Source organism: Shewanella sp. SM69 (assembly GCF_025653985.1).
GTDB classification, from domain to species: domain Bacteria; phylum Pseudomonadota; class Gammaproteobacteria; order Enterobacterales; family Shewanellaceae; genus Shewanella; species Shewanella oncorhynchi.
Map to the genome: position 1 here is coordinate 60,770 of NZ_JAKKRV010000013.1, position 14,925 is coordinate 75,694.

The 14,925-nt window shown below is 46.8% G+C and carries 13 protein-coding genes; 5 read left to right on the forward strand and 8 right to left on the reverse strand.

The window, feature by feature from the left end; genetic code table 11:
• Positions 1-24 precede the first annotated feature (24 nt).
• The gene (gene prpF, locus L5M37_RS16785; RefSeq protein WP_263201298.1) at positions 25-1,227 is read left to right on the forward strand and encodes a 2-methylaconitate cis-trans isomerase PrpF; all 1,203 of its coding nucleotides are present in this window, start codon (positions 25-27) and stop codon (positions 1,225-1,227) included.
• A 371-nt stretch (positions 1,228-1,598) separates the two neighbouring features.
• Complete coding sequence (locus tag L5M37_RS16790; protein ID WP_263201361.1) at positions 1,599-6,125, forward strand: EAL domain-containing protein; 4,527 nt, start codon at positions 1,599-1,601, stop codon at positions 6,123-6,125.
• An 85-nt stretch (positions 6,126-6,210) separates the two neighbouring features.
• On the opposite strand, the gene L5M37_RS16795 is transcribed toward L5M37_RS16790, so the two are convergent.
• Positions 6,211-7,302 carry a branched-chain amino acid aminotransferase gene (locus tag L5M37_RS16795; RefSeq protein WP_263201299.1) on the reverse strand — a complete coding sequence of 364 codons (1,092 nt, stop codon included), beginning with the start codon at positions 7,300-7,302 and terminating at the stop codon, positions 6,211-6,213.
• Positions 7,303-7,531: 229 nt separating this feature from the next.
• Between L5M37_RS16795 and L5M37_RS16800 the strand changes: the two genes are divergently transcribed.
• Together L5M37_RS16800 and L5M37_RS16805 are read left to right on the forward strand one after the other, a co-directional pair.
• Positions 7,532-7,804 (forward strand): Rho-binding antiterminator, encoded by a 273-nt coding sequence (locus L5M37_RS16800; RefSeq protein ID WP_131524943.1) that lies wholly within the window; start codon positions 7,532-7,534, stop codon positions 7,802-7,804.
• A gap of 13 nt (positions 7,805-7,817) precedes the next feature.
• Entirely contained in the window at positions 7,818-8,159 is a 342-nt protein-coding gene (locus L5M37_RS16805) for a hypothetical protein (protein WP_113941614.1), read from the forward strand.
• A gap of 150 nt (positions 8,160-8,309) precedes the next feature.
• Here the strand turns inward: L5M37_RS16805 and L5M37_RS16810 are convergent, their stop codons facing one another.
• Positions 8,310-8,663 carry a RidA family protein gene (locus L5M37_RS16810; protein ID WP_173248029.1) on the reverse strand — a complete coding sequence of 118 codons (354 nt, stop codon included), beginning with the start codon at positions 8,661-8,663 and terminating at the stop codon, positions 8,310-8,312.
• Between the two features lie 81 nt (positions 8,664-8,744).
• Positions 8,745-10,238, reverse strand: a complete 1,494-nt coding sequence (locus L5M37_RS16815; RefSeq protein ID WP_263177006.1) for a Na+/H+ antiporter NhaC family protein — start codon at positions 10,236-10,238, stop codon at positions 8,745-8,747.
• Between the two features lie 179 nt (positions 10,239-10,417).
• Between L5M37_RS16815 and L5M37_RS16820 the strand changes: the two genes are divergently transcribed.
• Positions 10,418-10,639 carry a cell division protein ZapB gene (locus L5M37_RS16820; RefSeq protein WP_006083484.1) on the forward strand — a complete coding sequence of 74 codons (222 nt, stop codon included), beginning with the start codon at positions 10,418-10,420 and terminating at the stop codon, positions 10,637-10,639.
• Here the strand turns inward: L5M37_RS16820 and L5M37_RS16825 are convergent.
• The 5 genes from L5M37_RS16825 to L5M37_RS16845 form a co-directional block, all read right to left on the reverse strand.
• Entirely contained in the window at positions 10,636-10,848 is a 213-nt protein-coding gene (locus L5M37_RS16825) for a DUF1107 domain-containing protein (protein WP_006083486.1), read from the reverse strand. The two genes, L5M37_RS16820 and L5M37_RS16825, sit on opposite strands and share 4 nt — an antisense overlap.
• A gap of 505 nt (positions 10,849-11,353) precedes the next feature.
• Complete coding sequence (locus L5M37_RS16830) at positions 11,354-11,962, reverse strand: thiol:disulfide interchange protein DsbA/DsbL (protein WP_168826000.1); 609 nt, start codon at positions 11,960-11,962, stop codon at positions 11,354-11,356.
• 129 nt (positions 11,963-12,091) lie between these two features.
• Positions 12,092-13,114, reverse strand: a complete 1,023-nt coding sequence (locus L5M37_RS16835; RefSeq protein ID WP_219254229.1) for a serine/threonine protein kinase — start codon at positions 13,112-13,114, stop codon at positions 12,092-12,094.
• A gap of 2 nt (positions 13,115-13,116) precedes the next feature.
• Entirely contained in the window at positions 13,117-13,449 is a 333-nt protein-coding gene (locus L5M37_RS16840; RefSeq protein WP_173913160.1) for a DUF3630 family protein, read from the reverse strand.
• Between the two features lie 13 nt (positions 13,450-13,462).
• Positions 13,463-14,917 (reverse strand): protein adenylyltransferase SelO, encoded by a 1,455-nt coding sequence (locus tag L5M37_RS16845; protein WP_263201303.1) that lies wholly within the window; start codon positions 14,915-14,917, stop codon positions 13,463-13,465.
• Between the last annotated feature and the right edge of the window lie 8 nt (positions 14,918-14,925).

The window sequence follows — 14,925 nt, forward strand, 5'->3', positions numbered from 1 at the left end:
GCTATTCCCTATGGAGTTAATAGCATGAGTAACAATCTTTTTCCGCCCCAAATAAAAGTCGCCGCGACCTATATGCGCGGCGGCACCAGTAAAGGGGTGTTTTTCCGTCTGCAGGATTTACCTAAAGCCGCACAAGTTGCAGGTCCCGCACGTGATGCCTTGTTACTGCGAGTGATAGGCAGCCCAGACGCTTACGGTAAACAAATCGATGGCATGGGCGGAGCAACCTCGAGCACCAGCAAAACCGTGATCCTCTCCCCTAGCACCCAAACCGATCACGATGTCGATTACCTCTTTGGCCAAGTGGCTATCGACAAGCCCTTTGTCGATTGGAGTGGTAACTGCGGTAACTTAACCGCCGCAGTCGGTGCTTTCGCCATCAGCAATGGCTTAATTGACTCTGCCCGTATTCCACAAAATGGCATCTGCACAGTGCGAATTTGGCAAGCCAACATAGGCAAAACCATTATCGCCCATGTGCCTATCACCAACGGTGAAGTGCAAGAAACCGGTGATTTTGAGCTCGATGGTGTAACCTTTCCCGCCGCCGAAGTGCAAATCGAGTTTATGAGCCCCGCCGCCGATGAAGACGGTGAAGGGGGCAGCATGTTCCCTACGGGTAATGTTGTCGATGTGCTAGAAGTGCCGGGCATTGGCAGCTTTAACGCCACTATGATCAATGCAGGCATTCCCACCATTTTTATCAATGCTGAAGACTTAGGCTACACAGGCACTGAGTTGCAGGATGATATTAATAGCGACAACGCCGCCCTTGCCAAATTTGAGACTATTCGTGCCTATGGCGCAGTGCGTATGGGATTGATTTCACATATAGATGAAGCCGCATCACGCCAGCATACTCCTAAAATTGCCATTGTCGCCAAACCACAGACCTATGTGTCCTCGAGCGGAAAATCGGTGGCTGCAGAGGATATCGACCTACTGGTGCGTGCCCTGTCTATGGGTAAGTTGCACCACGCCATGATGGGCACGGCGGCAGTGGCAATTGGCACGGCAGCAGCCATTCCCGGCACCTTAGTCAACTTAGCCGCAGGCGGCGACACTCAGGGCAAAATGGATGCGGTACGCTTTGGTCATCCCTCTGGCACCTTGCGCGTCGGCGCAGAGGCGTCAATGGTTGACGGGCAGTGGACTGTGGTTAAAGCCATTATGAGCCGCAGCGCCCGGGTACTAATGGAAGGTTTTGTGCGGGTGCCCGCTGCGTAAATTTATCTAAGTAAAACAGTTCAACCAAAGACCTTGCTTCTCCCCCTTCCGGCAAGGTCTTTTTTCTATTCTCGCCCATCATTTTAATCTGCTTCGCCCGTATTTGTCTTAGCATGATATGTTGACATACCTGAAACAATGCTAAGATCCTTTAGCAAAAACGCCAGAATACAAACTCGTCATAAAAAGAACATTGGCAGTGAAACGGTACAGTTAATATATTGCATGATCTATTACAGAATCGCGCCCATCGATTTTGGTTATTTTTAAACCAAGTCAGCAATTTAAGTCGCATTTTTACAGCAAAATGGCATGTAAAGTCTAGGCTAAGAACTAAACTAAATAGAAACCTAATCAGGATGGGTCCGTTTTTGGTAGGGGAAAATTTGAGTCAACTAATCCACAAGCTAATGTTAAGTACGCTTTTTATCCTAAGTTTGTGGGGGATCTCGTGCAATGGATTAGCTCAACCATTGAGCGCGGCTTCTACACAGCTCAAATTTGAACATATTCGCAGTGAAGATGGCCTTACCCAAAATACGATTACCAGCCTGTTTATGGACAATGCAGGTATGTTATGGATTGGCACTCAAGATGGTTTGCATGCTTATAACGGTCACAGCTTCAATATTTTCCCCCATTCACCCAATGATCCGAGGAGTATTTCTGAGAGCTATGTCTCTGACATTATTCAAGACTCAGAAGGTAATATCTGGGTTTCGACTTTCAGCCAAGGGGTAAATCGACTCGATTTGAGCACAGGGACCTTTGAACACTTTGGCCAAGAACAAGGGCTTACCGATCCGCGCACAACCAAACTCAGCGTTGTAGGCAATACACTCTGGATTGGTACTAAAGCAGGACTATTTTCCCTATCGACCAAAACCAAACGCATTACCCAAGTGAACTTAGGTAATAGTGTTCAACCCCACATCACCAGCTTAGCCAATGTTGAAGACACTTACCTGCTGGCAGGAACACAAGATAGCGGCACCTTTGCTGTCAGTGCCAATACTATCACTCGCTTAAATGTCCCGCAGAATCTCACTGCACATCAAATTAGGGCACATTCCGCTAATGCGATCACTTTAGCTCTGGGTGAGCAATTATGGCATTACAACTTGGCGTCACAACAGGGCGAAATCCTCTGGCAGACAGACGATAATGTGCCTTACATTAAAGATTTTATCCAAACTGAGCAGGGTAATTTTTGGGTTGTTGGGCCAGAAGCCGGTCTTATTCAACTCGAGAGAAACGATAAGGCATTTACTGCGACCTACCACAGGTATGATCCTAAGCGTACCAACAGTATCAGTGAAAATAACATACTGAGCTTACTGCAAGATCCCTTTGGCAATTTATGGTTAGGTGCCAGTTATTCTGGTCTAGATAAAATTAATACCCGTCGTCAGTATTTTCAGCATATTTACGAATCCACCCCTAACCTGTCGCAACAAAGTAACAACATTCGCACCTTGTTCCGCAGCCAAGATAATGCGCTATGGATAGGCACCGAAGGTGCTGGGCTTAAACGCATGTTGGCCAATGGAAAATATGAACACTACACGGAGCTCTTTGCTAACGCCTTAGGGATGCATCAACGCAACTTGAATCTTACCCTGCGAGATATCGACCAAGACAAAAATGGCGTGCTTTGGTTTGCCACTAACTATGGGCTAGGTCGACTGGCGCTAGATGGCCACTTCCAGTTACTCAAGGTGACAGAACGCACTGATCAAGGCTCAGAAACCAATTATATCCGTAGTTTAGATATTGATGAGCAAGGTCGCCTCTGGGTGGCAACAACCAATGCCCTCTACCGTAAGGCGATAGATACCGATGAATTTACTTTTATCTCATTGGCACATATTGATAATTTCTATCCGGCACAAAACCAGTTTTTAATCCTCAGAACACACAAAGATACGCTATGGATAGGTACTCTCGATGGCCTACTTAAACTGGATATGAAAACAGGCACAGGTAAATCCTACTTCCATCAATCCTCAGACAAAAACAGCCTGATCAACAACCGTGTCCGCGATATTTTAGTCACAAAGTCGGGCGAGGTATGGTTTGCCACCCATGGTGGGATCAGCAAGTTACCGTCCCAAGAGATTGATGCAGGTTTTAGCCACTATACCCGCAATCTGGGATTACCAAGTGATACCATCTATGCCTTACTCGAGGATCAAGAACACAACATTTGGTTTAGTAGTAATGCGGGGATAGGAAAGCTCAATCCTAAAACCAATCGTGTCATCATATTTAACGAGCAAGAAGGGCTACAAGCACTGGAGTTTAACGGTGGCGTAAAACTTGAAGACAGCGATGGTGATCTCTGGTTTGGTGGCATTAATGGCATAAATCGTTTCAATCCAAAGTCAATTCCAGATCAACGACCCGATGTTAAAGTCGCACTCACTGGCTATAGTATTGCGGGTAAAGGGCACACTATTCTCGATTTAAGCCATCCACCTAGCATAGTAATGGACTATAGCGATCAGCTGATCAGTTTTGAGGTGACCTCATTGGATTTCAGCTATACGGGTAAAAACCGCTTCAGCTATTTTCTTGAGGGATTTGATAACGAGTGGCATGAGCTCCCCACAGGTAATGAAATTACCTTTACCAATATTAACCCTGGTCACTACCAACTGCATGTTCGCCATGGGCTGCAATACAACACTCAAGGTGACTACGCCCTTTCTATCGATCTTCATGTACAAGCGCCCTTCTATCGAACTCAGTTCGCCTACGCCCTCTATAGCTTGCTCTCTCTATGGCTGTTGGCTTGGATCATTATCTGGCGTAAAAGAAAACGTCAGCAACAGCGCGAATTTGAAACCAGTATCCGCGCCTCAGAGGAGCGACTCAAACTTGCACTTTGGGCCTCTGGCGATGGCATGTGGGACTGGAACATACCAGAAAATCGCGTCTATCGTACCAATATGGATTCTTCAGTCCCCCATTGGAATAGCAGCAATATAGCCCATGAGAGCATGCACTCAGAGGATAGAGAAAGATTCAAATTTGAGCTTAACGAACACCTTCAAGGTCGTTCGCCTTTCTTCGAAGCAGAGTACCGAGTCGAACGATCCCCCGGTAATTGGATATGGATTTTAGACCGCGGTAAAGTGGTGGAAAAAGATAACCTAGATAATCCAATCCGCATGACAGGGACCAACCGTAACATTACCTCGCGCAAACTGATTGAAAACGAGTTGGTACTGTCATCACAAGTGCTCAACAGTATGAACGAAGCCGTTGTAGTGGGAGGATTAAACTATCGAATTCGTTCGGTCAACCCAGCATTTTGTGCCATTACAGGGTACACAGAACGCCAAATAACCGACAGGCATTTCATTCACTTAGCCTTTAGTCGCCAACAGCGGGAGTTGTTCAATACAATTGAACAACAGCTACTGCGTCACAAACATTGGGTAGGAGAACTGTGGATCCGCAATAAACAACGTCAGGCCATTTTAGTCTGGCTTGAAATCAACCAAGTGATCGATATCAAAGGCGAAACCAGTCACTTCGTTGCTGTATTTACCGACATCACAGAGCGGAAAAAAGCCGAAGAAGATCTGCGTTTCCTCGCCAGCTTCGACACATTAACTGGCTTACCGAACCGAACTTTATTTCAAGACAGGCTCAACCACGCGATTACTCAAGCGCACAGAGCGAATAATATCGTTGCCTTGCTGTTCTTAGACCTCGACCGCTTTAAACATATCAACGACTCTATGGGTCATCATGTCGGGGATTTGTTACTGAAAGCCGTGGCAAGACGACTGCAAAATGCAGTGCGTGATGGCGATACTGTCGCACGCTTAGGTGGCGATGAATTTACTATTATTTTAGAAGGTGTTGCGAAAACAAAAGCCGCAACCCTGATCTCAGAAAAAGTGCTCAGAGCATTCCAAACACCCTTCCTATTGGACGATAAAACGCTAACCATCTCGACCTCAATTGGTATCAGCTTATACCCTAACGATGCGGACAATGCCGACTCACTGATTAAATTTGCCGATACCGCCATGTACCACGCAAAATCATCAGGTCGAAATAACTTCCAGTTTTATACCTCTAAGTTGAATGAAATCGCCACCCGTCATGTACAACTCGAAAGTGGTTTAAAGGAAGCTATCCAACGCAAAGAACTAAGCTTGGTTTATCAACCTAAATTCTGTTTACGAGACGGTTCACTCACAGGACTGGAAGCACTTTTACGTTGGTATCACACTGAACTTGGTCCTATTTCACCTGTGGAATTTATTCCACTGGCGGAAGAAACGGGTATCATCACTCAAATTGGCCACTGGGTGATCAACCACGCCTGCCAGCAATTAGCCGAATGGAATAGTCTAGGATTTAACGGGATCACTATCGCCGTCAACCTATCGGCTCGCCAACTGAAAGCGGACATTATCTCCACCATCGAAGTTGCTTTAGCCGTATCAGGTCTCCCGGCTCAATCCCTTGAGCTTGAGCTTACTGAATCAATGATCATGGGCAATCCGCAGGAATCGGTCAGCATCCTATCTAAACTCAAGGCCCTAGGATTGACCATAGCCGTGGATGATTTTGGTACGGGTTATTCGAGCCTAAGCTATCTCAAACGCTTCCCGATAGACACACTCAAAATCGATCGAGAATTTGTCAGAGACATCACCAACGATCCCGACGATGCCGCCATCACCAGCGCCATTATTGCCCTCGCTCACAGCTTAGAACTGAATGTCGTCGCCGAAGGCGTAGAGACCCAAGAACAGCTCAACTTCTTGGCGATGCAGGGTTGCGATCAAGTACAAGGTTTTTTACTGAGTAAACCCTTAAATGCCGAAGATTGTTTAACCTTACTCAAAAATCAATCTAAGCCACAGCCACTTTGATTTAAGGCGAAGTCTACAAATGTCATCGCAAAATTCAGCCAATAAAAAAGGCTCCTAGGAGCCTTTAAACATCACCACAAATTCCTTACTTTGCTAAACGTTCAACACGCTTAACCCAACCTTCAGGACCTTTAATATGGCCCTTTTGGATTTCGGTATACAGTTTATAGATGCGCTGAACATGCTCGCCCACTTCACCATTACCGACAGTGACAACATGGCCATCTTCAAAAATGTAGGAGCCTACAGCAGAAACCACGGCCGCCGTCCCAAAACCACCAGCCTCGACAATTTCACCAGATTCAATATCAGCGATAAATTTATCAAGCATGACAGTCTCTTGGCGCACTTCACAACCGAGCATATCTCCCAATTCCATAATAGATTGCGAGGTGATCGACTTCAAAATAGTATCTGTGAAGGTTGGAATAATCACAGTGCCATCTTTCAGAATGTGGAAATGATTCATCGCGCCCGCTTCTTCAATCTGTTGATTGGTTGAATCGAGATATAACACTTGCGATGCACCAAAGGCTGCCGCCGCTTTACCCGCACGCAACGAAGCCGCATAGTTACCCGCAGCTTTTGAGGCGCCAGTGCCACCCGATACTGCACGATGGAAAGTTTTGCTGATCAGCAAGCGTATGCCTTTGTTCACGCCAGCCGCGTAATAAGCGCCACTTGGGCTTAACACGACACAGAAGGTATAACGCGAACTTGGGCTCACAGAGAGGCGGTCTTCGGTCGCAAAAATAAAAGGACGAATATACAGACACGCGCCTTCTTGCATCGGGAACCACAGGCGATCGACATCAATCAACGCATTGATCGCATCCATCTGCATTTGTTCATCGATATTAGGAATACAAACGATATCGGCGGAGCGATTCATCCGCTCGGCATTCTTATTAATGCGGAAAGTATAAATCTCGCCATCTTCGTGCATAAAGGCTTTCGCGCCTTCGAAGATCGACTGGCCATAATGCAACGCCATTGCACCCGGTGCCATTTCAAATGGTCCATAAGGAACGATGCGCGGATCGCACCATTGTCCATCATGATAATCCATCAAAAACATATGATCGGTTCTGAGGCTACCAAAGCCCACATTCCCCTCGGGCTTGAATTGCTCAGTACGGCGCTCGGACGCAGGTTTTAAATTGTAGGTTATTTCCATCGCATACCACCTTGATTACTGAACAAGCAGACTAGGGAGCGACAGGAATAAAGTCAAGAGGGGCGCGCATATCTAAAGGTCTAAGCAAATAAAAAACTCGCTAACACGCTTGGTTCAACTTTTCACACGGCCTCAGAGACAGGATAAAACAATCCGCATTGGGTCACACATAATGCCAATGGCAAGTATTTTTGCCACAATAGGGTCGAACTCCCAATGAGATGATCCAATGTCAGATTATAAAATGATCCCCTGCGCTCACTACGACTATCTCGAACTCGCCTGTCTGCGTGGTTATCAACTCAAAATTGAGCTTATTGATGGCACCCAGTGCCAAGGTAAAGCCATCACCACGCAGACAAGAGCCGACAAAACTGAGTGGCTTATCATCCAACTGCAACAAACTAAACAATCCCTTAGACTCGACCATATCGCCGCCATCACGCCCCTCGAGCCTAATGCTGAATTTAGCCGAGTACTCATTGCGGCCAAGCAACCCTAGCAAAGGATATAACATGGCAACTATGATTTTATCGGTTGAAATCGGTCACTGGATCGGTGGGCATAACGGCAAATACCCCCATCTCATTGAATTTGATATGGCACATCTGGATAGACCCTTTCAGGTCAGCGAAGGTTGGGGGCATGGTTTAGGAGGCTCCGCTTACTCACTCGCACAATTTGTCGAAACGCCTTATTTCCTCAAACTCAAAACCGAGGCTCCTTGGGCGTTTGCCATTATCGAACAAGGCTTAGCCCAACAAGATATTGAGACTATCGCCACCGCACTCTCAGAACAATATGGGGATCATCCGCCGCTTGTCCCTGCACATTTAATGGAATACTTATTAGGTTAAAGCTAAAGGGTTTTGTTAGAAGAGAGTGAACGTGCTGAACAATACAGGTTTAGTTAGTGAGGTGTATTGCGGAAAAGCTTCACCGAGTCATGACACTCGGTGACAGGGATCGAAACAGGCTTCTTAACTGGACGAAAAATAGCTTAGCGCTTAAACCGCAACCGCCGCAATCACAGAAACTTCAACCAAATATTCTGGCTCGGCAATAGCGGCTTGCACACAAGCGCGGGCTGGCGCATGGCCTTTAGGCACCCAAGCATCCCATACCGCATTCATTGCATCATAATCACCCATATCTTTCAGATAAATAGTCGCTGACAGTAAATGCTCACGCGAACTTCCCGCCTGCGCTAACAAGGTATCGACCTCCTCAAGCATAGTGACAGTTTGCTCGGTGATGCCTTGATACTTGTCCTTCGCCACTTGACCACACAGATACACAGTACCTTGGTGGATCACTATACTGCTCATGCGGGTACCTACATCTAAACGGGTAATACTCATATTGATAATCTCTTAAATCAGATGCACTTAAATAAATGGCTCAGCAAGAACCGAATCGGCCATTTTAGCGATAAACTGGCTTTATGTCTGCGCCACGAATCTGGGCAAAGGTGAATAAAAACGTGCCATCAAGACAAATAATCCTAGACTACAGCTCACCACGGCCAGCCACACTAACGGCGTCGCCACGGCTAAATTGACTAATTGAAATCCGACTAAGGCTGCACATGCCGCGATCAAAGCAAAGGGCAACTGAGTCACCACATGGTCATGGGGAGCGCAACCTGAGCTGGTCGCACTGAGCACGCTGGTATCTGAAATGGGCGAGCAGTGGTCGCCAAATACCGACCCCGCCATCACAGCGCTCAGTACAGGTAACAACAAATGAGGATCCAAGTTATGGGCAATCTCTGCGCCAATAGGGATCATAATTGCAAATGTTCCCCAGCTTGAACCCGTCGCAAAAGCCATTATCGCGCAGAGTAAAAACATTCCCGCTACCAGCAGGTGCGGAGAAAGATAAGCCTTAGCCCAAGCAGCCAACAATTTAGCGACGCCAAGATCTTGGATCACAGCGCCAATCATCCAAGTGCAGAGTAAAATCGCAATGGCGAAGGCGATCATGCGAACTCCGTGGCTCAAATCCCCCACTAACGCCGTTAAACGTCGCCCAGACAAGCCTAACATGGCAAGAGTGACTAAGGTTGCCAACAAACAAGCATCGCGCATAGAAGCGCCAATATCAGCCTTAGCAAGCCAAAGTGACACATCCCAAGAAGAGACCTGCTGAGCCCCCGACCACAAAGTTAATCCCACTGAAGCAGACAGCAGAGTCAGCATAGGGATTGCGAGCAGCCAAGGATTTCCCTTAACCTCGACCGTATTGGAGGATTCCACAGCAGTAGCAGCAACAAAAGAGTGAAAACCCACGCCATACCAAGCGACGAGCACGGACAAGCCTAAGGTCACTATGGCGTAAAAGTTAAATAAGGCCACCTCAATAAAGGCTTCCAGCGGCGACACGGGCAAAAAGCTGATCCCCGCGATAAGCGCCATCACATAGGGGCCCCAACTGGAGAAAGGCAATAGCGCACATAAAGGCGAAGCATTGGAATCAACTAAATAGGCGAGCTGCTCATGGCGAATACCATAACGCTGGCTGAGCGGCTGACACACATGGCCGACAGCAAGACAACTGAAAATCCCATCGATAAACACTAACCAACCGAGAAATACGACCCCAAGACGCGCCTGACGTTCAGTACGAATACGGCTATACAGCCAATCACCAAACTGCCCCACGGCACCGCCACGTGCTAACAATTGCGTCATGCTACCGAGCAATAACATGGCGAACAGCACATTGAGATGCCACGCTTGCCAAACACCTTGGGCATAAAATTGTTTTACACCGATATCAAGCAAATACAACCCAGTTTGCAGAGGATCAAATTGGGCGATTAATAGGGCACCAGAGACAATACCTACACCTAACGCCACCAGCGTGCGGCGTAAAAATAGCGCTAAAGTTAAGGTCAACAGTAGCGGGAGTATGGCGAGCAAACTAGGCGACATGGACCATTCCGATAAAAAATAAAACCAAGAATACTAACGAGTTAATAACAAATGCAAAAAAACTTAATTTAGAACCCAGTAATAGGGTGTTTTTTAACCAAACGGCAAGAATCGCTATTCCTTAAGTTCTAGGCACTGCTAGAATCACAGTCCCATCCAGAAACCATAGGACTCTCCAGATGAGCCTTGAATTACTGTCCAAACTGGAAACCAAAATCCAGGCTGCACTCGAAACTATCGAGCTTCTAAAAATGGAGCTTGAAGAAGAGAAGCAAAAAGCGTCTACGCTGAGTGAGCACAATCAACAATTGAATGCGCAAAACCAGCAACTACAAGAAGAACTCACTTCTTGGAACGAAAAAGTGACTGGCCTTGTTGGCTTGTTAAACAGCGAAATCTAAACTGCATTAGTTTGATGATGCTGCGCTTCGATCAGTTCGTTCAATTCTAAAATAGCCTGCTTCACTTTTGGCAGGCTTTTTCTTGGCAGTAAAAACCGTCCCTTCTCAAATTCCAATCGTCCCAAATCTTTAACCCAAATAACACCAGTGAGAAAAATACGCGCGTGCTTAACGATAAGCTTAGGTGCGTAGACAGGAAAAACTCTCATATGACCACCTACAAGCATTCTTGTTGTTATTGATTACAGTTGTTTGACAGAAGCTTTGCCACTTGAGTTTCATCGTTAGAGTGGTATTTTTTATCTTTTATCGCCAAAAATACTTAATCGTTTGATTTAGTTAAACTATGAATATGTCACCCTGTGAGCAAAAAAAGAAGATCGCCATAATAATGTCACTTGCCAATTTTTTGACACTCTGCTAAATTATTAGCGTTACTCAGGGTAAAAATGAGTCCTCTGGCTCAAGTCCGTACTTTCTTTTACAAGAAGTACGGTTTTTTTTGCCCATTTTTTGCCTCGTCTTTATTCCATAAGTTCAAACGACTAGCCTACAGAGGCCTAACTCAGTACGTTAAACTCCCTATCAAAGCTTTATTTGCCTTGTTGTTGCCAACCCCCCAATAAAAAAGAGCCCTTAGGCTCTCTTTAACATGCAATCGATACAATATTATCATCCGCTCATATGACAGCAGTGCGGGTAACGCCTATCGAACTATTTTTTTGCTAGGTAGAAAGCAATTTCTAACAGCTCGTCGTAGGATTTGATTGCCCCTGTTTCAACACGGTACTTACCGTTAACAACCAGAGCAGGTACACCCGTCAGCTTAGCGTTTTCAGTATCACGCTTCATCTTTGCCATTTGCGCCTTTACCATGAAAGACTCTGCGGCCGCATCGAAGGTTTTACCATCGACACCGTTAGCAATAAACACAGCACGAACATCATCGCGATTAGTAAAATGCTGTTTCTTCTCATGAATAGCAGAGAATAACGCCGCATCCATTTTCTCATCGACGTTTAACTGATGTGCGACTGCAAATGCGCGTGACATTTCAACCCCCATCTCTTTGCCGATAAAATCAACGTGTGCTTGGTTAAACGCAACGCCTTCTGGCTTATCGGTGAGAATTTTTGGCACTACGGTTTTAGAGAAAGTAAAACAATGCGGACAATAGAAAGAGAAAAACTCAGTAATCTCAGGCTTCGCTGTTGCTGGGCCATCGTTAATCACTGTGTAATGCACACCTTCTTGGTATTCCACAGCCGATACTGCCAGTGGCGCCAGTAACAGAGCCGCGGCCATGAGTAATACTTTTTTCATGAAAATTCCTTAAATCATTTTGATAAATTGGCTGGAGACTAACATATTCCATTTTTTGAGTGTAACTCAAGCTTAAGAGTTCAATCTAATGTCACAAGATACGTCTGTGAAATCATATTTTGCTCAATGCTAATACGGCACTAGGCTCAGTGGTGGTTCGCTAAGGGCAAATAATTGCTCTTTGAACGCCAAAATCTGCTGTTCCCAATACTTTTCATCCCCAAACCAAGGGAAGTTCATCGGGAAGGCCGGATCGTCCCAGCGACGGCCAATCCACGCGTTGTAATGCACCATACGCAGCGCCCGCAGCGGTTCAATCAAGGCTAACTGCCTTGTATCAAACTCACAAAATTCTTCATAGGCTTCGAGTAAGATCTCAAGCTGCATCATTTGCTGCGCTCTATCCCCGGTTAGCATCATCCATAAATCTTGAATCGCCGGTCCCATGCGAGCATCGTCTAAATCGACGAATCCGGGACCGTCTGGCGTCCACAAAATATTGCCTGGGTGTAAATCGCCGTGTAAGCGAATGGCCGCAAAATCTTGGCGATCCCAAATCGCATTCGCCTTAGCCAGCACCTGCTCTACTACGGTAAAGAACGGCAAGCGTAGGCTATTAGGCACCAGATTAGATTGCTTTAACCACGCGAGCGGCTCGGCGCCTAAAATCTGCGGATTCAGTGGTTCACGTTCAGCAAATACCGTTTGTGCCGCGTACTGGTGTATCCGACCGATGAACCGCCCCACTAATTCCAGCTGCTCTAAATTATCGACTTCGAAGGCGCGACCACCTAAGGAAGGAAACAGGGTAAATCGATAACCTTGGTACTTGTGTAACGTATGGCCTTCGATAATTACAGGTACGGCAATCGGGATATCTTCTGCCGCGAGTGCGAGCGCATAATCATGTTCCTCTTGGATCTGCGCATCGCTCCAACGGTCTGGGCGATAGAACTTCACCACATAACGCAGTCCTTCATCGCTACGGAACTGATACACGCGGTTCTCGTAACTGTTCAGCGCGAGTAAGCCCGTTTCTGGGTACACGCCCAGACTTTCGATCGCATCTAAGATCAAATCCGGTGTTAGGGCTTGAAAATGGAACTCAGCGCCGCTAGAACTCGTGGTTGGTGGCGTCATATTCTGACTCATATTCAGTTCACTCTTAGGTGAGGTTGCAGCAAAGTGGCTAGGTATTCCAGCACCTCAAAATCGGCTTCTCGTTCGGTCGAGAGCCAGCAAATATTGCCGTAAAACTCATAATTGAGCCATAACTGGCTGCCTTCAAATTCTAATAACCATTGATGCCTATCGGCGCCCCACTGACGCTCGCGCACAGTGCAATCGAGCGCCGCGGCTAAGGGTTCGGCAAAGTCGGCGAAACGATCAAAATCGATGTCCGCACTGACCGCTAAACTTAAGGCGCTTTTATCTAAGCTAATGGTATCTAAGCTCATGGCTTTTAAATGCGTGCTTGGTAATTTCATGCTTGTTATCCCATCAACTACTACATGACATGATCAAACCTTGGCCCCAGTCCGGTGGACGCTTGGCTAAGTCTTCATGCTCTGCGTGTTCGGCAAAGGGCTGAGTTAAGATTTTTTGCAGCAAATGCAACGGCGCAAGATTACCCTCTTCCACTGCGATTATCGCCTCTTGGGCTAAATAGTTACGCAAAATATATTTGGGATTCACATTATTACGCTCAGTTTGCCACGCAGGGATATCAGCCACCACGCCCAATCGCTGTTGATAAGCTTGATACCAAGCATCAAACTGGCTGACATCGATAAAGTCATCCCGTAGCGCACTGTGTTTGCTGGTTGGATCTAACTTGCCTAATTGACGCCAAGTCTGAGTGTAATCGAGTTGATTTTTCTCCATCAGCACAGTAAATCGACCTATGAGTTCGAGATCCTGTTTGTCTTGCTCCACCGACGAAACATCAACTGCAGATAGACCTAGTTTTGCCCGCATCAAGCGCAAATAAGGCTGCACTAGCGCCTCTTGGTATTGATTAAGAATGGCAATTAAGTCATCGGATGGGATCACTGGTGTGAGCGCCTGCGCTAAACGTTGCAAGTTCCACAAACCGACTCCCGGCTGCTGACCAAAGGCATAGCGACCTTCGGGATCAGAATGATTACAGATAAAGTCTTCTTGGAATGTATCGAGGAACGCAAAGGGACCGAAGTCAAAACTGTCACCTAGAATCGACATATTGTCTGTGTTCATCACGCCATGGGCAAAACCGACCGCCTGCCAGTGGGCAATCATCTTAGCGGTATCTTGCACTACCTGTAAAAACCACGCTTTATAACCTGCGGCATCACAACTCAAATGGGGATAATGCTGAGTAATAGTGAAGTTGAGTAATTGAGTCAGCTTATCGGCACGACCGCGCTCACTGTGGCAGAAAAACTCGAAATGACCGAAACGAATGTGGCTGCGAGCTAAACGTACGGTAATGGCTGCGGTTTCTTGGCTCTCACGCCATACGGGCAAGTCAGAGCCAATCACAGCCAAGGCGCGGGTCGTCGGCACATGCAGATGATGCAGCGCCTCAGAGACTAAAAACTCGCGCACCGCGGAGCGCATCACAGCACGGCCATCACCACGGCGCGAATAAGGCGTCGGACCGCCGCCTTTAAGAGCGACATCCCATGCGCCATTTGGACCAATCGCTTCACCTAAAATGATCGAACGTCCATCCCCTAAGCGCGGCGTGTAACCGCCAAATTGGTGGCCGCTATACACTTGGGCATAGTAGGTCGCGCCATCGACGGCAGCATTGCCAGATAAGCCCAATAACAGCTCATCGGTGGGTTGGCTTAAGCCAATCAATTGGGCGGCGTCATTACTCCATGCCAGCCATTCAGGCTTAGTTATCCCTTGTGGATATACTTGCGAGTAAAACTCAGGCAACTGAGTAAAAAAATCCTGTTTAAACTTCATCTTGTCCA